The sequence below is a fragment of the Amycolatopsis bullii genome, assembly GCF_014654205.1.
GTDB lineage: Bacteria > Actinomycetota > Actinomycetes > Mycobacteriales > Pseudonocardiaceae > Amycolatopsis > Amycolatopsis plumensis.
In genome coordinates this window covers 338,688-357,943 of the sequence record NZ_BNAW01000003.1, presented here as the reverse complement: position 1 = coordinate 357,943, position 19,256 = coordinate 338,688, and the positions used below count along the sequence as shown (strand labels likewise).

General features: G+C 70.9%; 21 protein-coding genes and 1 tRNA gene. 15 read left to right on the top strand and 7 right to left on the bottom strand.

The genetic code is table 11. The annotated features are described in order from the left end of the window. Nucleotides 1–116 precede the first annotated feature (116 nt). The 4 genes from IE317_RS06535 (at nucleotide 117) to IE317_RS06520 (ending at nucleotide 3,699) form a co-directional block, all read left to right on the top strand. Nucleotides 117–1,235, top strand: a complete 1,119-nt coding sequence (locus IE317_RS06535) for a sensor histidine kinase (RefSeq protein ID WP_229902508.1) — start codon at nucleotides 117–119, stop codon at nucleotides 1,233–1,235. Then, the gene (locus IE317_RS06530) at nucleotides 1,232–1,888 is read left to right on the top strand and encodes a response regulator (protein ID WP_191307218.1); all 657 of its coding nucleotides are present in this window, start codon (nucleotides 1,232–1,234) and stop codon (nucleotides 1,886–1,888) included. The genes IE317_RS06535 and IE317_RS06530 overlap by 4 nt, the downstream gene beginning before the upstream one ends. 75 nt (nucleotides 1,889–1,963) lie before the next feature. After that, the gene (locus IE317_RS06525) at nucleotides 1,964–2,452 is read left to right on the top strand and encodes a hypothetical protein (RefSeq protein WP_191307216.1); all 489 of its coding nucleotides are present in this window, start codon (nucleotides 1,964–1,966) and stop codon (nucleotides 2,450–2,452) included. Nucleotides 2,453–2,517: 65 nt separating this feature from the next. Continuing rightward, complete coding sequence (locus IE317_RS06520) at nucleotides 2,518–3,699, top strand: PQQ-dependent sugar dehydrogenase (RefSeq protein WP_191307214.1); 1,182 nt, start codon at nucleotides 2,518–2,520, stop codon at nucleotides 3,697–3,699. Between the two features lie 207 nt (nucleotides 3,700–3,906). On the opposite strand, the gene IE317_RS06515 is transcribed toward IE317_RS06520, so the two are convergent. Further along, nucleotides 3,907–4,638 carry an SDR family NAD(P)-dependent oxidoreductase gene (locus IE317_RS06515; protein WP_191307212.1) on the bottom strand — a complete coding sequence of 244 codons (732 nt, stop codon included), beginning with the start codon at nucleotides 4,636–4,638 and terminating at the stop codon, nucleotides 3,907–3,909. Between the two features lie 30 nt (nucleotides 4,639–4,668). Here IE317_RS06515 and IE317_RS06510 point away from each other — a divergent pair, with 30 nt between their 5' ends. The 3 genes from IE317_RS06510 to IE317_RS06500 are packed head-to-tail and all read left to right on the top strand — an operon-like array spanning nucleotide 4,669 to nucleotide 5,950. Then, nucleotides 4,669–5,172: an isochorismatase family protein gene (locus tag IE317_RS06510; RefSeq protein WP_191307209.1), complete on the top strand. Its 504-nt coding sequence runs from the start codon at nucleotides 4,669–4,671 to the stop codon at nucleotides 5,170–5,172. Next, complete coding sequence (locus IE317_RS06505; RefSeq protein WP_191307207.1) at nucleotides 5,169–5,561, top strand: NUDIX hydrolase; 393 nt, start codon at nucleotides 5,169–5,171, stop codon at nucleotides 5,559–5,561. The genes IE317_RS06510 and IE317_RS06505 overlap by 4 nt, the downstream gene beginning before the upstream one ends. Continuing rightward, nucleotides 5,558–5,950, top strand: a complete 393-nt coding sequence (locus IE317_RS06500; RefSeq protein ID WP_191307205.1) for an NUDIX hydrolase — start codon at nucleotides 5,558–5,560, stop codon at nucleotides 5,948–5,950. Before IE317_RS06505 ends, IE317_RS06500 begins: the two co-directional genes overlap by 4 nt. A gap of 7 nt (nucleotides 5,951–5,957) precedes the next feature. On the opposite strand, the gene IE317_RS06495 is transcribed toward IE317_RS06500, so the two are convergent. The 3 genes from IE317_RS06495 to IE317_RS06485 form a co-directional block, all read right to left on the bottom strand. Then, complete coding sequence (locus tag IE317_RS06495; protein ID WP_191307203.1) at nucleotides 5,958–6,857, bottom strand: GNAT family N-acetyltransferase; 900 nt, start codon at nucleotides 6,855–6,857, stop codon at nucleotides 5,958–5,960. A gap of 2 nt (nucleotides 6,858–6,859) precedes the next feature. Beyond that, nucleotides 6,860–7,453: a TetR/AcrR family transcriptional regulator gene (locus tag IE317_RS06490; protein WP_191307331.1), complete on the bottom strand. Its 594-nt coding sequence runs from the start codon at nucleotides 7,451–7,453 to the stop codon at nucleotides 6,860–6,862. 104 nt (nucleotides 7,454–7,557) lie between these two features. Beyond that, complete coding sequence (locus tag IE317_RS06485) at nucleotides 7,558–8,523, bottom strand: acyl-CoA desaturase (protein WP_191307201.1); 966 nt, start codon at nucleotides 8,521–8,523, stop codon at nucleotides 7,558–7,560. A 203-nt stretch (nucleotides 8,524–8,726) separates the two neighbouring features. Between IE317_RS06485 and IE317_RS06480 the strand changes: the two genes are divergently transcribed. The 4 genes from IE317_RS06480 (at nucleotide 8,727) to IE317_RS06465 (ending at nucleotide 13,086) form a co-directional block, all read left to right on the top strand. After that, nucleotides 8,727–8,798: transfer RNA gene (locus IE317_RS06480), tRNA-Gln, on the top strand. 35 nt (nucleotides 8,799–8,833) lie between these two features. Next, nucleotides 8,834–10,588, top strand: a complete 1,755-nt coding sequence (locus tag IE317_RS06475; protein ID WP_191307199.1) for a GGDEF domain-containing protein — start codon at nucleotides 8,834–8,836, stop codon at nucleotides 10,586–10,588. Nucleotides 10,589–10,636: 48 nt separating this feature from the next. After that, nucleotides 10,637–12,109 carry a bifunctional UDP-N-acetylglucosamine diphosphorylase/glucosamine-1-phosphate N-acetyltransferase GlmU gene (gene glmU / locus IE317_RS06470; protein ID WP_191307197.1) on the top strand — a complete coding sequence of 491 codons (1,473 nt, stop codon included), beginning with the start codon at nucleotides 10,637–10,639 and terminating at the stop codon, nucleotides 12,107–12,109. Continuing rightward, nucleotides 12,106–13,086, top strand: coding sequence for a ribose-phosphate diphosphokinase (locus tag IE317_RS06465; RefSeq protein ID WP_191307195.1), 981 nt, complete (start codon nucleotides 12,106–12,108; stop codon nucleotides 13,084–13,086). Before glmU ends, IE317_RS06465 begins: the two co-directional genes overlap by 4 nt. A 58-nt stretch (nucleotides 13,087–13,144) precedes the next feature. Here the strand turns inward: IE317_RS06465 and IE317_RS06460 are convergent, their stop codons facing one another. After that, on the bottom strand, nucleotides 13,145–13,786 hold the full coding sequence (locus tag IE317_RS06460) for an NAD(P)-dependent oxidoreductase (protein ID WP_191307193.1): 642 nt from the start codon (nucleotides 13,784–13,786) through the stop codon (nucleotides 13,145–13,147). A gap of 99 nt (nucleotides 13,787–13,885) precedes the next feature. Continuing rightward, nucleotides 13,886–14,980 carry a hypothetical protein gene (locus IE317_RS06455; protein ID WP_191307329.1) on the bottom strand — a complete coding sequence of 365 codons (1,095 nt, stop codon included), beginning with the start codon at nucleotides 14,978–14,980 and terminating at the stop codon, nucleotides 13,886–13,888. A 349-nt stretch (nucleotides 14,981–15,329) separates the two neighbouring features. Here IE317_RS06455 and IE317_RS06450 point away from each other — a divergent pair, with 349 nt between their 5' ends. From IE317_RS06450 to IE317_RS06435, 4 genes are all read left to right on the top strand, one after another. Further along, on the top strand, nucleotides 15,330–15,929 hold the full coding sequence (locus IE317_RS06450; protein ID WP_191307191.1) for a 50S ribosomal protein L25/general stress protein Ctc: 600 nt from the start codon (nucleotides 15,330–15,332) through the stop codon (nucleotides 15,927–15,929). A 65-nt stretch (nucleotides 15,930–15,994) separates the two neighbouring features. Continuing rightward, nucleotides 15,995–16,588, top strand: coding sequence for an aminoacyl-tRNA hydrolase (pth, locus tag IE317_RS06445; protein WP_191307189.1), 594 nt, complete (start codon nucleotides 15,995–15,997; stop codon nucleotides 16,586–16,588). A gap of 21 nt (nucleotides 16,589–16,609) precedes the next feature. Then, the gene (locus IE317_RS45270) at nucleotides 16,610–16,930 is read left to right on the top strand and encodes a DivIVA domain-containing protein (RefSeq protein ID WP_191307187.1); all 321 of its coding nucleotides are present in this window, start codon (nucleotides 16,610–16,612) and stop codon (nucleotides 16,928–16,930) included. 172 nt (nucleotides 16,931–17,102) lie between these two features. Then, entirely contained in the window at nucleotides 17,103–17,459 is a 357-nt protein-coding gene (locus IE317_RS06435) for a DivIVA domain-containing protein (RefSeq protein ID WP_191307185.1), read from the top strand. 66 nt (nucleotides 17,460–17,525) lie between these two features. On the opposite strand, the gene IE317_RS06430 is transcribed toward IE317_RS06435, so the two are convergent. Continuing rightward, the gene (locus IE317_RS06430; RefSeq protein ID WP_191307184.1) at nucleotides 17,526–19,214 is read right to left on the bottom strand and encodes a fatty acyl-AMP ligase; all 1,689 of its coding nucleotides are present in this window, start codon (nucleotides 19,212–19,214) and stop codon (nucleotides 17,526–17,528) included. Between the last annotated feature and the right edge of the window lie 42 nt (nucleotides 19,215–19,256).

Below are 19,256 nucleotides of genomic sequence, written 5' to 3'. Positions count from 1 at the left end.
AACGGCGGGGGTGGCCGCGAATCGGCCGGCGCGGCCGGCCTGATCCTCCCCGAGGAGGACACGGCCGGTCCCGGGGAAGGACGCCCCGGCCGGGGTCCCGGCATTACGTTCGGGGCGTGGAACGACTCGTGAAGTGGGTGCGCCGGCACCGGTGGACGGTGGACCTGCCGCTGTACGCCGTGTTCCTGCTCCTCGGACCCAACCTGGCCGGTTCGGCGCCGTACGAGGTCCGGCTGATCCCGATGCTGTTCCTGCTCCCGCTGCTGGTGCGCCGCCGGTTCCCGCGCACGGTCGCGGTGCTGATCATCGCCGGGGCGGCGGTGGTGTACTTCAACGAGATGTGGGCTTACGACCGGGGCCGCACCGAGCTGGCGATGGCGGTCGTGCTGTTCGCCCTCGTGAAGCGGCGGGACCGGTGGTTCGCCGCGGTGATCGCCGCGGCGGTCGTCGTGCTCGACGTCCAGTGGGCCGCCCTCTACGCCCCGGAAGCCGCCGACCCGACTTTCACGATGCTCAGCATGCTGCCCCTGCACATCGCCGCGTGGGCGCTCGGGGAGTTCTTCCGCACCAAGGAACAGCTCACCGCCGAGGAGGAGAAACTCGGCGACGCCCAGACCCGCGCGGCCGTCGCGGAAGAACGCACGCGGATCGCGCGGGAGCTGCACGACGTCCTGGCGCACAGCATGAGCGTGATCGTGCTCAACGCCGAGGGCGCGAAGCTCGCCCGCCACCGCGACCCGGCGGCCGTCGACCGCACGCTCGACACGATCGTCCACACCGGCCGGGACGCGCTGGCCGAGCTGCGGCGGCTGCTCGAAGTCCTGCACGCCGGCCAGGCAGCCCGCAGTCCCCAGCCGACGCTCGCCGAACTGCGCGGGCTCGTCGAACAGTCCGGCCGGGACGTCACGCTCGACGTCACCGGAGACCCGGGCGTGCTGCCCGCGAGCGCCGCGCTGCAGGCGTACCGGATCGTCCAGGAGGCACTGACCAACATGATCAAGCACGCCCCGGCCGACGCGACCGGCCGCGTCGCCGTCGCCTTCGAGCCGCCCGAGGTCCGCATCGAGGTGACGAACACGGGCGGCCACGCACCGCCGGCACCGGCACTGCCGTCCTCGGGACGGGGGCTGGCCGGGATGCGCCAGCGCGTCGAGATGTACCACGGCGAGCTGGCGACGGGCCCGCTTCCCGACGGTGGGTACCGGGTGGCCGCCAGCCTGGTGGTGGGCTCGTGACGACCCGCGTCCTGCTCTGCGACGACCAGCAGCTCGTGCGCGTCGGCCTGCGGATGATCGTCGAGAGCCAGGACGACCTGGTCGTCGTCGGCGAGGCGGCCAACGGCGAGGAGGCCGTCACCCTGGCCCGGGAGCTGCGGCCCGACCTGGTACTGATGGACGTCCGGATGCCGGTGCTCGACGGCGTCGCCGCGACCGCGCGGATCTGCGCCGAACGGCCGGAGGTCCGCGTCCTGATCATCACCACGTTCGACCTCGACGAGTACGCGTATGCCGCGTTGCGGGGCGGGGCCAGCGGGTTCCTGGTGAAGGACGCCCCCTCGGAGGAGATGCTCGTCGCGATCCGCGGCGTGCTGCGGGGCGACTCGATGGTCTCGCCGTCGGTCACCCGGCGACTGCTCGACCGGTACCTCGCCGACGACCGCGACCCGGTGGACGCCGCGAAGCTCGGGACGCTGACCGAACGCGAGAAGGACGTGCTGGGCCTCATCGCGCGCGGGCTGTCGAACGGCGAGATCGCCGCGAAGCTGTACATCGGCGAGACGACGGTGAAGACGCACGTCGGGCGGATCCTCGGCAAGCTGCGGCTGCGCGACCGGGTGCACGCGGTGGTCTTCGCCTACGAGTCGGGGCTGGTGCGGCCGGGCTCCTGATCGCCGGTCCGGGACCCCTCCCCGGGTTCCTTCGTTACGTTCGCCGGACCGGACCGACGACCGAGGAGTCATGTCGTGCACACGCTCGGCAGATCGGCAGTGGCACTGGCCCTGGCCACCGCGCTCGCCGGCTGCGCAAATACGTCACCACCGCCGCCGACGAGCAGCGCACCACCCGCCGCGAGCACCTCACCGACCCTCGACCTGGCCCAGCAGGCCTTGTGCGGCCGGTTGCAGGTGTTCTCCACCCTGCTGCTCCACTTCAGCGCCGACCTCGCCAGGACGGTACTGCCCGATGACGGCGGCGGCCGGGAAAGACCCGGCGCCGCCGAACTCGCCCGGCAAGCGGACGTGATCGCCGGCGCGGGCGCCGAGCTGGCGAAGACCGCCCCGACGGCGGTGAAGGCCGACGTCGACACCGTTCTCGAGGCCACCGCCGAAGCGAAAGCACACCTCGCACCCGGCGGAACCCCCGGATCCGCCGTCGAACCGATGTACCGCCAAGACACGGAGGCGGCCCGCACCGCGCTCGGCCAGTACGGCCCGTGCCCTCACTCCAACTGACGACAAGACGGCGTCCGGGAGCGCGTCGAACGGCGATTTCACCGGTTGATGGCAGGATGAGCCCTATGCGGCGTTCGCTGGTCCTCATCGGTGTGGTGTCCCTGCTGGTCCTGGGCTGTTCGGGGGCGGCGAGCGAGCCGGTGCAGAGCGTCCCGCCCGCGGCCACGCCGGCCGCCGCGAGCGGGAAGTTCGACGTCGAGGTCGTGACCGCCGGGCTCGAGCACGGCTGGGACGTCGGGTTCCTGCCCGACGGCGGCATGCTCGTCCCGCAGCGGCCCGGCAAGCTCGCCCTGGTCCGGAACGGGCGGGCGGCCGAGGTGCGCGCCGACTTCTCCGACGTCATGGCCAAGGGCGAAGGCGGCCTGCTCGGCCTGGCCGTCAGCCCGGACTTCGCCACCAGCCGCGAGTTCATCACCTGCCAGGACCACCAGGAAGACGGCAAGGCCGTCGACATCCGGCTGGTCACCTGGAAGCTGGCCGGTGACGGCGCGAGCGCCTCGAAGGTCAAGGACCTGCTCACCGGGCTGCCGGTGAACCCGAGCGGACGGCACTCCGGCTGCCGTCCGACCTTCGCCCCGGACGGCGCACTGCTCGTCGGCACCGGCGACACCGCGCGCGCGTCGATCGCGCAGGACCGCCACTCCCTCGGCGGCAAGGTGCTGCGGCTGGACGCGAAGACCGGGAACCCGTTGCCGGACAACCCGTTCGCCAACTCGAGCGACCCGCGGGAACGGCTGATCTACACCTACGGCCACCGCAACGTCCAGGGCGTGGCGATCCGGCCGGGCAGCGGCCAGGTGATCACGGCCGAGCACGGGCCGACGTTCGACGACGAGGTCAACCTGCTGAAGCCGGGCGCGAACTACGGCTGGGACCCGTCGAAGGGCGGCACGGAGTCGGACTACGACGAAAGCGTGCCGATGACCGACCTCCAGCGCTTCCCGGACGCGGTCAGTCCACTGTGGACCTCCGGCCGGACCACCGAGGCGATCAGCGGCGACGCCTTCCTGACCGGCGCGCAGTGGGGCGCGAACGACGGCGCACTGGTCGTGGTCGCGCTCAAGGGCCAGAAACTGCTGCTGTTCCACCTCGACCCGGCGGGCAAGGTCCTCGACGTCACGCTGCCCCCGGAGTTCGACGACAAGTTCGGCCGCCTGCGCGCGGTCCGCAGCGGCCCGGACGGCGCCCTGTACGTGACCACCTCGGACGGGACCGACGACAAGCTGCTGAAGGTCACGCCCGCCTGATCATGGGAAAAGCACGGCCATCGGGTGTCGTGGACACTTACGCCGGGCTCGCGGATCGCGGAACATGGTGGGTACCAAAAGTTTCGCGACGCGTGTTGGACGCGGTCCGAAGAGAGCGTTCCCGCGGCAGCACCGCGCCGGTCCCCGGGCGCCATCGCCGACCTGGCGACCCGGGGACCGGCATCCACCCCGGCCGGGTTCAGGCCGCTATTTGCCCAGGTGGGCACCGCCGTTGACGTGCACGACCTGGCCGGTGACGTGCCCGGCGGCGGGGCTCGCCAAGAACGTCACCACGGCGGCGACGTCGTCCGGCGTTCCCGGGCGCTTGTTCATCGTGTTGCCGATCAGCCACTCGCGGCGCCGGTCGCTCAGCTGCCCGTGGAAGAACTCGGTCTCCCCGATCAGCCCCGGCGCGACGACGTTCGCGGTGATTCCGCGCGGCCCGAGCTCCCTCGCCACACTCACGGTCCACGCCTCGACCGCGGCCTTCGCGGCGCCGTAGGACCCGGCGCCGGTGTGCGCGGCGATCGAGCCGATGGTGACGATCCGCGCGCCCTCGGCGAGGCGGTCGCGCAGGGCGTGCGTCACCAGCGCGGCACTGACCACATTGGACCGCAGGTTCCGCTCGAACGCGGCCGCGAAGCCGGCCAGCCCCGATTCGCCTTCGCCGCCGTCGAGGAAGTCCGTGTTGCCCCCGGCGTTGTTGACGAGGACGTCGACGCGATCCGGCAACTCTTCGAGTGCGGCCTCGACGGCGGCCGGATCGGCGGCGTCGAACACGACGGGCCGCGCGCCGATGAGCGTCGCGGCTTCGGTGAGCACCTTCTCCCGGCGCCCGGTGATCGTGACGCGCTCGCCGGCCTGGGCGAAGGCGGCCGCCACGGCGTAGCCGATGCCCGTGCCGCCGCCCGTCACCACGATTTCCCTGTTGTTCGCCATGAACCCGACCCTAGTGCCTAGGATCGGGGCATGAGCAAGATCGACCCGGCCACGTCCGCGCTCGTGCTGATCGACCTGCAGGAACGGATCGTGGCGCTGCCCACCACCCCGTACCGCGGCGAAGAAGTCGTCGCGAACGCGCTGCGGCTGCGGGAGGCGTTCCACGAGGCCGGTGCGCCGGTGGTGATCGTCAAGGTGTCACGGCCGGACAACCCGCCGGGCAGCGAGCTGGCCTTCGACGCCGGCGACGACAAGATCGTCACCAAGTACACCATCGGCGGCTTCGCGGGCACGGACCTCGACGAGTTCCTGCGCGGCGCGGGTGTCCGCACGGTCGTCTTCGGCGGCATCGCCACGGAGTTCGGCGTCGAGTCCACCCTGCGCGCGGCCTCGGACCACGGCTACGACACGGTGGCGGTGTCCGACGCGATGACCGCGCTTTCCGACATCTCGCACGAAAACGCCATCACGAAGATCTTCCCGCGCCTGGGCACGGTCGTGACGACCGACGAGGCAGTGGCGGCGCTGGCGTGATCGACAAGATCGCCTGGCTCCACGTGGTGGACGGCCGCGTCCTGGCGGCCCGCTCGCGCGGCAAGGACAAGTTCTACCTGCCCGGCGGCAAACGCGAGCCGGGCGAGACCGACGCCGAGACGCTGGTCCGGGAGATCCGCGAAGAGCTCGGCGTCGAGGTCGTGGCCGGGTCGATCACCCCGGCGGGCACGTTCGAAGGCCAGGCGCACGGGCACGCGGAGGGCACGGTCGTCCGCACGACGGCCTACTCGGCGGAGTACCGCGGAACACCGCGGGCCTGCGCGGAGATCGAGGAGATCGCCTGGCTCACCTACGCGGACCGGCCACGGGTTTCCCTGGTGGCGCAGCTGGTTTTCGACCACCTGCACGAGGCCGGGCAACTGCCGTGATCGACAAGATCGCGTGGCTCCACCTCGTGGACGGCCGCATCCTCAGCACGCGTTCGCGGGGCAAGCAGGTCTACTACCTCCCCGGCGGCAAGCGCGAGCCCGGCGAAATCGACCGCGACACCCTCATCCGCGAAATCCGCGAAGAACTCGACGTGGCGATCACGCCGGATTCCATCGCCGCGGCGGGGACGTTCGAAGCGCAGGCGGACGGCCACGCCGAGGGCACGCTGGTGCGCATGACCTGCTACACGGCCGAATTCCGCGGAACGCTCAAAGCGAGCAGCGAAATCGAAGAGGTCGCGTGGCTCGGCTACGCCGACCGCGGCCGGGTTTCCGCAGTGGACCAGCTCATCTTCGACCACCTGCACGAGGCCGGGCAGCTGCGGTGACGAGCGCTCACCGGCGCTTGACGAGCGGCGCGTCCCGCGAGAACGCCCGGAACCCGGCGCTGTAGTACAGCTCCCGCGCCGGAACGGACTCGCCCATGCAGGCGACCGTCGCGTGGCGGGCGCCCGCCGCGGCGGCCAGGCGCAGGCCGTGCAGCACCATCGCCCGGGCCAGCCCCTGGCGCCGGTGGCCCGGGTGCGTGCCGACCGGCTCGAACTCGACCGTCGCGTTCACCTCGTCGAGCCACATGATCGCCGAGCACGCCATCGTGCCGTCCGGGGCTTCCACCAGCACGTGCAGATCGGCGCGGTAGCCCGGCGCCCGCCGGACACCGAGGTACGACGAAGCCGTGTACGACGTCGGCGCCCACGCGTCCACCTGCGCCTGCACCACGGCTTCCGGCGTGACCTCCGCGGCCGTGCGGAAGGAAAACCCGGCCGGCAGCGACGGCTCCTCGACCTCGGTCAGCTCGCGCTCGTTGAGCTGCGACCACGCATCAGGCGCGTCGGGTTCGTAGCCGTGCGCGGCCCAGCGCCCCAAGGCGTGCGCGTCGTCCGCCGCCGGCAGCACGGAACGCTCGACGCCGGGCGCTGTCGTGGCGTACCAGCCGATCACCTCGTCGACGAGTTCCGCGTGCCCCGGAGCCACCTGGTAGGCCAGGTACGCGGCGGTGATGTCCTTGACCGAGCCGTCGTTGCGCCGGACCCGGCGCGGCAGCTCGGCCCGGCCCCACGCGACGAGCTCGCCGCCGGAGAACCACAGCCGGTGCTCGCCCTCGCCGCCGGTGCGGCCCCAGTTCCAGGCCAGTTCGCCGTACGACGCGTCGCTGTTGACCAGCCGCGGGTGGGTGGCGGTGATCCGCTGCGCGAGGCCCTGCATGAGCTTCAGGTCTTCGACGGACAACGCCATGGCTAACCCAGCCGCAGCTTCGGCTTGTGCTCCAGGTGCGACAAGCCGTTCCACGCCAGGTTGACCAGGTGCGCCGCCACCTCGTCGCGCTTCGGTTTGCGCGCGTCCAGCCACCACTGGCCGGTCAACGCCACCATGCCCACCAGGGCCTGCGCGTACAGCGCGGCCAGCTTCTCGTCGTAGCCGCGGGCCGCGAACTGCTGGGCCAGGATGTGCTCGACCTGGCTCGCGATGTCGTTCAGCACGGTGGAAAACGTGCCCGTGGAGCTCGCCACCGGGGAATCGCGGACCAGGATGCGGAAGCCGTCGTGGGAGTCCTCGACGTAGGACAGGAGCGCCGTCGCCGCCTGCTCCAGCATCGCCCGCGGGTGGCCGCCGTGGAGCGTGGAGATCATCCGGTCGAGCAGCAGCTGCGTTTCGCGGTCGACGACCACCGCGTAGATGCCTTCTTTGCCGCCGAAGTGCTCGTACACCACCGGTTTCGACACGTTGGCGCGGTGCGCGATCTCCTCGATCGACGTACCGTCGAAGCCCTTCTCGGCGAACAGCGCCCGCGCCACGTTCAGCAGCTGCTGCCGCCGCTCGGTGCCGGTCATCCGGACGCGGGTCACCGGGGCGGCCGGACGGGCCCCGGTGACCTGCTGCTCACGCTTCGAACGTCGTCTCCCCGCCATCGGGGCAGCCTACAGTGAAGGCCTGACTAGCCCTTTTCCGTCGCGATGCGGGCCAGCCGCTGCGGCGTCGGCCAGCGCACGTCGTGCACCCAGCCGAACTTCTCGAAGATCCAGATCAGCCGCGCGGAGATGTCGATCTGGCCGCGCTTGACGCCGTGGCGGGCCGACGTCGGGTCGGCGTGGTGCAGGTTGTGCCACGACTCGCCGAAGGAGAAGATCGCCAGCGGCCAGAAGTTCGCGGACTTGTCGCGGGCGGCGAACGGGCGCTCGCCGATCATGTGGCAGATCGAGTTGACCGACCAGGTCACGTGGTGCAGCACGCAGATGCGGACCAGCCCGGCCCAGAAGAACGCCGTCACCGCGCCCCAGAGCGACCACGAGATGAGCCCGCCGAGGATCGCGGGCAGCACCAGGCTGACCAGCGCCCACAGCCAGAACAGGTCGTCGACCTTCTTGATGGCCGGGTCCTTCACCAGGTCCGGCGCGAAGCGCTCGGCGTTGGTCTGGTCGCGCTCGAACAGCCAGCCCATGTGCGCGTGCCAGAAGCCCTTGGCGATGGCCCACGGCGAGGTGCCGAACGCCCACGGCGAGTGCGGGTCGCCGTCGCGGTCGGAAAACGCGTGGTGGCGGCGGTGGTCGGCGACCCAGGTGATCACCGGGCCCTGCAGGGCGATGCTGCCCGCGATGGCCATGAACACGCGCAGCCACTGCTTGGCCTTGAACGAACCGTGCGTGAAGTAGCGGTGGTACGACACCGTGATGCCGAGCCCGCTGATCGCGTAGAACAGCACGAAGATGCCGACGTCGACCCAGCTCAGTCCCCAGCCCCACGCGAACGGCACCGCGACCAGGAGGGCCACGAGCGGGGCGATCACACCGAAGTAGACCGAGAGTTGCACGCCGATGCCGCGCGTGCCTTCGATGACAGGTTTGGGCCCCTTGGGGGCCTGCGGCTCCCCGGCGGGCTGGGAACGGTCGAGCGTGGCCGTCATACGCTTCACTTCTTCCTACACGGGCACACTTCTACCAAGGGCGCCCTAACCTACGATGCCGTAAGTTACGGTACAGGAGGTTCGGGCGGCTGGGGAGAGCCCGAACTCACACCCGTCCCGGGGAGTGGGTACCCGGCTCGCGGGTGTCAAACGCATCCCCCGCGCGGACGACACCCGATCGTCGCTATCCTGACCAGGATCGATCCGCCGTAGTGTAATCGGCAGCACTTCAGATTTTGGTTCTGACAGTTCAGGTTCGAATCCTGGCGGCGGAGCAGCAGAAGGATCGGGACCCCACGACACCGGGAGGTTGGCGCTGACCGAGGAGGCGACCGACCCGGTGACGGCCAGGCGGCCCGCGCTGGCCGAGATGTCCGACGCCTGGATCGTCGGGCGCGCGCGCGAGCTGAACGCCGCGGTCCAGCGGCACGACTACACCCAGCAGCTCGAGATCGTCGCGATGATGGACGAGCTGCTCGACGAGACCCAGCGGCGCGGCGAGCCGCTGCTCGTGGCCCAGCTGCTGCGCTCGTCGGCGCTGGCCCGGCTGGCCACGAAGGGCCTGGCCGCGGAGGCCGAACCCCGGCTCGACGAGATGCTCGCGCACACCCGGCGCCACGGCATCGCCCTGCTGCGCGCCGACGCGCACGCGCTGCGCGGGCGCCGGCTCGTGATCGCCGCGCAGGAGGACGCCGCGCTCACCGAGATCGCCCGGGCGCTGGCCATCCTCGACGACTCGACCATCCCGGACCGGCAGGTCGGGCTGCGCAACTGGAACCGGCTGCTCTCCTCGACGCTGATCGACTGCTGGCTGGTGCTCAACCAGCTCGGCGTCTACGAGGCCGCCGAGGAGGTCATCGGCCGCGCGGCTTCGGCGATCCGCGAGAGCGCGAGCCCGCACGACATCGCCCTCCAGCTGATCAACCGCATCAAGATGCTGCTCGGCTGGGGCCTGCGGCTGGAGCGCATCGACGAGTACGACGAGAGCGCCGAGAAGTTCCGCACCGCGGCGTCGATGGGGGCGGCCGCCGAAGGCCCGTTCGCCGAGTCGCTGTTCCCGCGCAAGGCGAACGTCGCGGCGATCGACCAGGTCGGCGTCCTGGCCGCGGCGCCGGCGCTGAACCAGCCGGGCGCCGAGCACATCGACCGGCTGGAGAAGCTCTACGTCGAGCGCGCGTTCGGGCACGACCGGGAGATCGTCGCGATCGCGCTGGCCCGCTGCCTGGACAAGGAGGGCCGTCGCGAAGAGGCCCTCACGGTCCTGCGCGAGACCCGCCAGTCCATCTCGGACGACACCTCGCAGCCGTCGATGCGGCTGAACATCGCCCGCGAGCTGGCCCGGCTCGACACGAGTCCGGACTACGCCTCCGGCGCCAGCGAATCGTTGATCGACTACGCGCGGCGCCTGGAGTCGGAGATGTGGAGCCTGCGCGAGTCGCAGATCGCCACGCTCAACGCCCGCCGCGAGCACGAACGCCTCTCCGCCGAGCACGGCGCGATCACCCAGCAGGCCCTGCAGGACCCGCTCACCGGCCTCCCGAACCGGCGCGCGCTCGACGAGAAGCTGCGCCAGCTCGCCTCGTCGGCGGACGCGCAACCGCTGGCGGTCGCGCTGGTCGACCTCGACGGCTTCAAGGGCGTCAACGACAAGCAGTCGCACGCCGAAGGCGACAACGTGCTGCGTGTCGTGGCCAGCACCCTTCGTGACGCCCTGCGCGGCGACGACCTGGTGGCGCGCTACGGCGGCGACGAGTTCATCGTGCTGCTCCCGGGCACGCCGGCCTCCGCGGCGAAGATGGCGCTCGGGCGCGCCGTGAAGTCCGTCTCCAACCTGCCGCACCACCTTTCGCACGGCGTGACGCTGTCGATCGGGCTCGTGTCGCTGCGGCCGCAGGAACGCGGCGAGCAGGTCCTCGCCCGCGCGGACGCGGCGATGTACCAGGCGAAACGCGGCGGCGGCAACCAGGTGGCCTCGGCGAACTCGATGGCCGCGGACCCGGCCGCGGCGTGGGCGAGCGAGGCCCCTCCCACCGACCCCGCGTGGGACGCCGACGACCACAGTTAGGATCGGTGCCCGACAGAAGCCAACTTTTGGTAACCGTTGGGAGCGCCGTTGACCGGCCCGCTGAGCACGTTGATCCTCGCCGCGGGTGAGGGCACCCGCATGCGTTCCTCGACGCCGAAGGTGCTGCACCCGATCGCCGGGCGGCCCCTCGTCGAGCACGCCGTCCGGGCCGCCGCCGGGCTGAACCCCGAACACCTCGTCGTGGTCGTCGGGCACGGCCGCGAGCAGGTCGGCGCGCACCTCGAGCAGGTCGGCGCCGCACTCGGCCGCCCGGTCGGCACCGCGGTGCAGGACCAGCAGAACGGCACCGGCCACGCCGTGTCCTGCGCGCTCTCGACGCTGCCCGCCGACCTCACCGGCACCGTGCTCGTCAGCTACGGCGACGTCCCGCTGCTCGACACCGCCACCCTGGGCGCGCTGCTCGACGAGCACACCGAGGCGAAGAACGCGGTCACCGTGCTCACCTCGGTGGTCGCCGACCCGGCCGGCTACGGGCGGATCGTGCGCGACAGCGCGGGCAAGGTCACCGGGATCGTCGAGCACAAGGACGCCACCCCGGCGCAGGCGGAGATCACCGAGATCAACTCGGGCGTCTACGCCTTCGACGCGGCGGTGCTGCGCGACGGCCTTTCGCGCCTCTCGACCGACAACGCCCAGGGCGAGCTCTACCTCACCGACGTCCTGGGCATCGCGAACGGTGACGGCGTGGGAGTCGGCGCCCTGGTCGTCGACGACCCGTGGCTTACCGAAGGCGTCAACGACCGCGTGCAACTGTCGGCGCTCGGCGCCGAGCTCAACCGCCGGATCGTGCAGCGCTGGCAGCGCGAGGGCGTCACGATCACCGACCCGGCCACGACCTGGATCGACGCCGGCGTCACCCTCTCCCGTGACGTCGTCATCGAGCCCGGCGTGCAGCTCAAGGGCACGACCTCGGTCGGCGAGGGCAGCACGGTCGGGCCGGACAGCACGCTGACCAACGTCACGATCGGCGCCGGCGCGAGCGTCGTGCGGGTCCACGGCTCGGACTCGGAGCTCGGCGACGGCGTCACCGTCGGCCCGTTCACCTACCTGCGGCCGGGCACGAAGCTGGGCGTCAAGGCGAAGCTGGGCGCGTTCGTCGAAACGAAGGCCGCGGACATCGGCGCCGGCACGAAGGTGCCCCACCTGACCTACGTGGGCGACGCCACGATCGGTGAGCACAGCAACATCGGATGCTCCAGCGTGTTCGTGAACTACGACGGCGTGCACAAGCACCGGACCGTTATCGGGTCGTATGTCCGGTTGGGAGCGGACAACACCTTCGTCGCCCCGGTGAACATCGGTGACGGCGCTTACAGTGGGGCAGGTGCCGTAATCCGCGAAGACGTCCCGCCGGGCACACTCGCGGTGTCGGCGCCGCCGCAGCGCAACATCGAAGGCTGGGCGATCCGGCGCCGGCCGGGAACACCCGCGGCGGAGGCGGCCCAGGCCGCCCTCGACGCCGAGTCAGCAGCAGGAACCGACGGGGAGTCGCCAGCATGAGTCCGAAGCAAGGCACGCCGAAGAAGAACTTGATGCTCTTCTCCGGTGGGGCCCACCGGGAACTCGCCGAAGAGGTCGCCCAGCACCTCAACGTGACGATCACCCCGCAGACGGCGCACACGTTCGCCAACGGCGAGCTGTTCGTCCGGTTCGAGGAGTCCGTGCGCGGCACCGACGCCTTCGTCATCCAGGCGCACACCACGCCCATCAACGAGTACGTGATGGAGCAGCTGATCATGGTGGACGCGCTCAAGCGGGCGAGCGCGAAGCGGATCACCGTGGTGATGCCGTTCTACCCGTACGCGCGCCAGGACAAGAAGCACAAGGGCCGCGAGCCGATCTCGGCCCGGCTGATCGCGGACCTGTTCAAGACCGCGGGCGCCGACCGGATCATGACCGTCGACCTGCACACCGCGCAGATCCAGGGCTTCTTCGACGGCCCGGTCGACCACCTGATGGCGCAGACCGTGCTGGCCGACCACATCAAGGCCACCTACGGCAACGCGGACATCACGGTCGTGTCCCCGGACTCCGGCCGCGTGCGGCTGGCCGAGAAGTGGGCCGCCCAGCTCGGTGACCGGCCGATCGCGTTCATCCACAAGACGCGCGACCCGGACAAGCCCAACCAGGCGGTCGCCAACCGCGTGGTCGGCAAGGTCGAGGGCAAGCTCTGCGTCCTGATCGACGACATGATCGACACGGGCGGCACGATCGTGAAGGCGACGGAGGCCCTGATCGACGAGGGCGCCGCCGACGTCGTCATCGCGACGACGCACGGCATCCTGTCCGACCCGGCCACCCAGCGGCTCTCGTCGTGCAAGGCGCGCGAGGTCATCGTCACGAACTCGCTGCCGATCCCGGAGGAGAAGCGGTTCCCGGGGCTGACGGTCCTGTCGATCGCCCCGATGCTGGCGGAGGCCATCCAGCAGGTCTTCGAAGACGGCTCGGTGACGTCCCTCTTCGACGGCAACGCCTGAGGTTCACGAAAGCCCGCCCTCCGCGAACGGAGGGCGGGCTTTTCACTGCACGGGAACGTCAGTAAGCGACGGTGAAGCGGGCGCGGCGGTGCTTCGGCTGCTCGATCTCGTCGACGTAGGCGATCGCGAAGTCGTCGCCGCCGATGTGGGACTTGCCGTTCTCGTCGGTCAGCAGGACGTCGCCGCCGATGCGGAACTCGCCCGTGCGCTCGCCCGGCGTCCACGCGCCGAACTCGGCGGCGGGGCTGACGTAGAACCAGTCGAGGCTCTCCGGCTGCTCGCGCAGCAGGCCGAGGACCTCGGCGTGGTTGCCCGCCTCCTCCTTGTACTCGGCCGGGAACTCCGGGGTGTCGAACAGCCGCGGGCCGCCCTCGGCCACGTGCAGGCTCGCCGCGCCGCCGACGAACGACAGCCGGACGCCGTTCTCGCTCGCGATCCGGGCCAGGGCCGGGACCGCGTCGATCAGCTTCTTGCCGTCGATCTCCCGCGCCGGGGTGGCGACCACGAAGACGTCCGCGTCCTTCGCCAAGCCCGCCACGAACTCCTCGTCGTGCAGCGAACCCTGCCGCTCGTCGACACCCTCGGGCGCCGAGCCCGCGTGCCGCGCGACCCCGACGACCTCGTGCCCGCGCCGCAGCGCCTCCGCGCCGATCCTGCCCCCGGCGTACCCGGTTCCCCCGAAAATGACCAGCTTGGCCATGGCTGTTTCTCCGTTCGTTTCGGCTGTCCGCAGCCGATGCTAAGAACGGAAGATCACCTACTTCAACGGAAGCAACACACCCGGGGGTAGGTGTCCAGGTCAGCCGCCCAGACCGGCGAACTCCGCGGCGATCTTGCCCTTGACGGCGTCGACGTCCAGCCCCGCGCGCACCTCCGCCGTCGCGGTCGGCTTCGAGAGCACCTGGTAGCTGGCCGTGCGGTTGGGCAGCTTGAACTTCACGTCACAGGACAGCGAGATCGTCTTGTACGGCTCCGCGTCCCCGGCCGCCGTGCACGTCTGCGCGCCGAGCGACTCGGCGCTGACTTCGACCGAGAGGGTGATGTGGACGACGCTCTTCTCCCCCGACGCCGGCGTGCCGACGACGCTGTTGGAGACGTCGATCGTCGTCGTGCAGGAGCCGACGAAGTCCTTGCAGTCGAGCTTGTCGTTGGTGACGACCGCGCTCGCCTGGACCAAGCCCTCGAACGGCTGCCCCAGGCCGGCGACGGCGGCGTCGAGGTCGGTGTGGAACGTCTTGACCGCGTCCCCGGTGAGCGGGGTGACCCCGAATTCGGCGCCGTACTTCGGGCCGTTCTGCGGGTCGAGCAGGACCGGGGCGAAGCTGACGACGCGGTTCGGCTTGGCCGCCGTGACACGCAGGACGCTCGGCGCGGCGCCGAGCTGGTAGACCTCGGTGCCGTCCGGCAGCTTGGCCTTGACCGGCTCGCCCACCCGGTCGAGCCCGGCCAGCGCCTTGCGCAGGCCTTCGGCGAGCGCCGGCGGCGCGAACCGGGCCGCCGGGTCGAAGGGCAGCTCGGAGCCGAGCGAGCGCACCCAGCTCGTGCCGAACTGCGTGCCCTCGTCGATCGCGTGCGCCTTCCAGTAGTCGGCGTCGGCCTGCAGGTAGAACTGGCTCGCGGCGGCCGTCACCCGGACGAAGCGGCCGTCCAGCGGCAGCGCGCCGAAGGCGTAGCCGCCGCGGGTGATCCGGAACTGCTGCTCGCTGCCCTGCACCGTGGATTTCAGCGCGACCGCGGGTGCCTGGCCCAGCGCCGTGAGGGCCGCGTCGACCGCCGCGCGCTGCTCGGCGCGCCGGTCCGCCGTCGCCTGGTCGGCCGCGGAGACCCCGGCGGTCCCGGCGACCGCCACCTGGCAGCCGGCCAGCACCCCGCCCAGCAGCAGCACCGCCGCCACCCTGCTCCACCGAGCCCGCATTTCGCCCCCTGCTCTCCCGCTACCGAGCACACCTCGGCCGGCGTTGTCCCGCCACCGGATTTGTGTCGTCACGTACCGGGGTTCCAGGAGGGTTCTAGCCTGGGCCGGGCACCCGCCGCAACCCACCGTGATGAGGTTGGTTTACACTCTTGAGGTTGTCTCGGCGAGGCGGGGCCCTTCTGGGGAGCCCGGCGTGATCGACGCGGCGGCTCGAGTAGCCCCCGTCGTCGTGCACGCCCGGAAACTCGCCGCCGAAACTTCCTTGAACAGAACATATCGGCTTCTCCCCGCCGCAGCATGCTGTCTTGATTTGAAGGAGTGCAACACCGTGTCCGAGGTACGTCTGTCCGTCGAGCCGCGCACCGAGTTCGGCAAGGGCGCCGCGCGCCGCACGCGTCGCGCCGGCAAGATCCCCGCCGTCCTCTACGGCCACGGGTCGGACCCGCGGCACTTCGCGCTGCCGGCGATCGAGTTCGCCCGCGTCGTGCGCGAGAACGGCTCGAACGCCGTCATCACCCTGGACCTGGAGGGCTCCAGCGAGCTGGCCCTGACCAAGACCATCGTGGTGCACCCGCTGAAGAACTACATCGAGCACGTCGACCTGCTGGTCGTCAAGCGCGGCGAGAAGGTCACCGTCGACGTCCCCGTCGTCGTGACCGGCACCCCCGGCCCGGGCGGCCTGGTCAACCAGGACGTCGACACCCTGCAGGTCGAGGTCGAGGCGCTGCACATCCCCGAGCAGGTCGAGGTCTCGATCGAGGGCCTCGAGGTCGGCACCCAGATCCTGGCCGGCCAGGTCCAGCTGCCCCAGGGCGCGACCCTGGTCACCGACCCGGAGTCGCTGGTCGTGGCGGTCAACGAGCCGCAGCGTGAAGAGGCCGACGACGAGGCCGAAGCTGGCGAAGAGTCGGCCGAAGCCGCCGAATAGCCTCCGCCTTCCTCCCCGCCACCACCCTCAACGGAGGAGCTTCGCTCCGCTGTTATTTTCTCTGCATGACCGAAGACCTGCCCGGGGCCGGCGAGCTTATTCTGCTCGCCGGCCTCGGCAATCCGGGACCTCAGTACGCCGGAAACCGGCACAACGTCGGGTTCATGGTGCTGGACGAGCTCGCCGCCCGCGTCGGCGGCAAGTTCAAGGCCCACAAGACCGGCGGCGAAGTCCTCGAAGGCCGGCTGGCCGGCCGCCGCGTGGTGCTGGTGAAGCCGCGCTCGTACATGAACCTCTCCGGTGGCCCGGTGGTCGGCGCGGCGAAGTTCTACAAGGTGCCGCCGTCCGGCGTGGTCGTGGTGCACGACGAGCTCGACGTCGACTTCGGTGCGCTGAAGCTCAAGTTCGGCGGCGGCGACAACGGCCACAACGGACTCCGCTCGATCACGAAGTCGCTGGGCACCCGCGACTACTACCGGGTGCGGTTCGGCATCGGCCGCCCGCCCGGCCGTCAGGACCCCGCGGACTTCGTGCTCAAGGACTTTTCGACGGTCGAGCGCAAGGAACTCCCGCTGGAGGTGGACCGGTGCGCGGACGCGACCGAAGCGTTGATCGGGACCGGCCTCGCGGCCGCGCAGAACTCCTTCCACGCGGGCTGACATGGGTGGCAAGGTGAAGCCATGACCCCCGACGAAGTCCGGGCGATCGCTTTCGGCAAACCCCGGTTCGGCCGTCGCGGCTACAACGAGGACGAAGTCGACGCGTTCCTCGACCTCATCGCCGAGGCGCTGGCCGGGCGGAACATCCTGACCCCGGACGACATCCACTACGTCGAGTTCACGATCATGCCGGTCGGCATGCGCAGCTACGACCAGGCCCAGGTCGACCTGTTCCTCGACGAGGCCGAGGCGGCGCTGGTGGAGCTGCGCAACCCGCGGCCGGAGGTCGTCGAGGAGCCGCAGCGGCCGCAGGGGACCCGGAAGTGGTTCGGGCGCGGTTGACCACGCTGTGAACCCCGACACACAGCGCTGAGTAGCGCGAACTCACCCGAAGGCGGCGCGCAGCCGCCCGTGGGGGTGAGGTTCGGGTTCGCCCCTTTCGGGGCGCCTGTTCACGGGTTAGGACGGTGTACGGGAGTTTCGCCCGCGCCCAACCCCGGAATCGGAGAGTTCCATGTCGTTCACCGCCGAAGACCTCGCCGAGGTCACCTTCGGTAACGCCCCGATCGGCCGCCGTGGTTACGCGAAGGACGAGGTCGACGCGTTCGTCCGGCGGATCGCCAAGACGCTCGCCGACGAGGACGACCTGACCGCCGCCGAAGTGCACCACGTGATGTTCGCGAAGCCGCTGATCGGCAAGCGCGGCTACGACGAGCGCGAAGTCGACGAGTTCCTCGACGCGGTGGAGGACCAGCTCGCCGCCCGCACCGGCCAGGCCCCGGACCTCCCGGGCGCCCGCACGGCACCGGAAGCCACCACCGAGCGAGCCGCCCCGCCGACGATCCGGGCGGTCCGCGTCCAGCAGCGCTGACCCCGCCCGCAGTGAATGACTCATTCATGGCTTCCGACGTCATGAATGAGTCATTCACTGCACCGCTCAGGCGTCCGCGTTCTTTTTGATCCTGTCCGCGAACTGCTGGGCCGTGGCCGCGCGCTTGACCTTGCCGGACGGCGTCTTCGGCAGGCTCCCCGCCGGGAGCACCACCACCGCGTACGGCCGCATGTCGACCGCGTCGCGGACCCGCGCCGAGACCTGCTTCATCAGGTTCTTCTCGGCCTCGGCGTCACCCGCCAGCTTCGACTCCACGACCACCGCGAACCGCTCGCGGCGGCTGCCCGCGTCCAGCCGGACCGCCACCGCGTTGCCCGCGCGCACGCCCTCGACCGACGTCGCCGCGCGCTCGATGTCCGTCGGGTACAGGTTGCGGCCGCCCATGATGATGACGTCCTTGCGGCGGCCGCAGATGACGATCTGGCCGTCCACCAGGTACCCGAGGTCGCCGGTGTTGAGCCAGCCGTCCTCGTCCTGCGTCGCGAGCGGGCCGTCCATGGTCAGGTAGCCGGGCGTCACGGCCTCGCCGCGCAGCCGGATCTCGCCGACCTGGCGCTCGCCCACCGGCGAACCCGCCTCGTCGACGATCTCCGCTTCCAGCCCGTCGAGGGGACGGCCGAGCAGCGCGAACGACCGGACGCTGTCGGTGCCGCGCCGCGGGTCGCCCTCGGGCACCGGCACCGCGCGGTTCTCCGCCTCCAGCGCGTCCGCTTCGACGACGTCGAGGGTGAGGCCGGTGAACAGCGGCGCGAACGAGACGGCGAGGGTCGCTTCGGCCATGCCGTAGGCCGGGAAGACGCACTCGGCGGGCATCTTGAACCGCGCGCCGGCGTCCACGAAGGTCTGGACGGCGGTCTCGTCGATGGGCTCGGCGCCGTTCAGCGCGATGCGCAGCGTCGACAGGTCGTACGCGTCGTCTTCGTCGACGCGGGCCATCCGGCGCCCGACGATGGCGTACGCGAAGTTCGGCGCCGCGGTGGTGGTGCCGTGGTACTTGGTGATGAGCTCCGGCCAGATCAACGGCCCGGAGAGGAACTCGACCGGCGTGATCTTGATCAGCTCGACGCCGAAGGTCATCGGCACGGTCAGGAAGCCGACCATCCCCATGTCGTGGAAGGTCGGCAGCCAGGAGACCATCACGTCGACGTCGAAGTCGAACTCCGCGCGGTCGACCATGGCCTTGACGTTGGAGTACAGGTTGCCGTAGGTGATCCGCACGGCCTTCGGGTCGGCGGTGGAGCCGCTGGTGAGCTGCAGGAGCGCGGTGTCGCCCTCGCCGGTGGTCACGACGTCGGCGAGCGGCTCGGCGCCGGCGAGCTCGGTGATGAGCTTGAACCCGATGCCCTTCTGCTCGAGCACCGGCGCGAGCTGGTCGAACGGCTCGCCCAGCAACACGAGGTCGGAGCCGATCATCCCGAGCACCCGCACGGTGTCCTCGGCCCATTCGGCGAGATCGGTGCGCGGGGTCGGCTGGTGCAGCATGGTGACGCTGCCACCGGCCAGCCACACGGCCTGCACGGTCGGCGCGATCAGCACCGGCGCGGCGGCCAGCACGGCCACGGCACCCCCGCGCTCGAACCCCCCGGCCACCAGTCCCCCGGCGATCCGCCGGGCCTCGGCGTGCACCTCGGCCCAGGTCCGCCGGACCGGTTCCTTCGGCTCGCCGGTGACCATGCCGCGCTGCTGCCCCCGCTTCGTCGCGGTGGCGACGAGCGTGTCCACGAACCTGCTCATAGCCGGAACATTACTGTCTCGACGTCAACATCCGCCGACCAA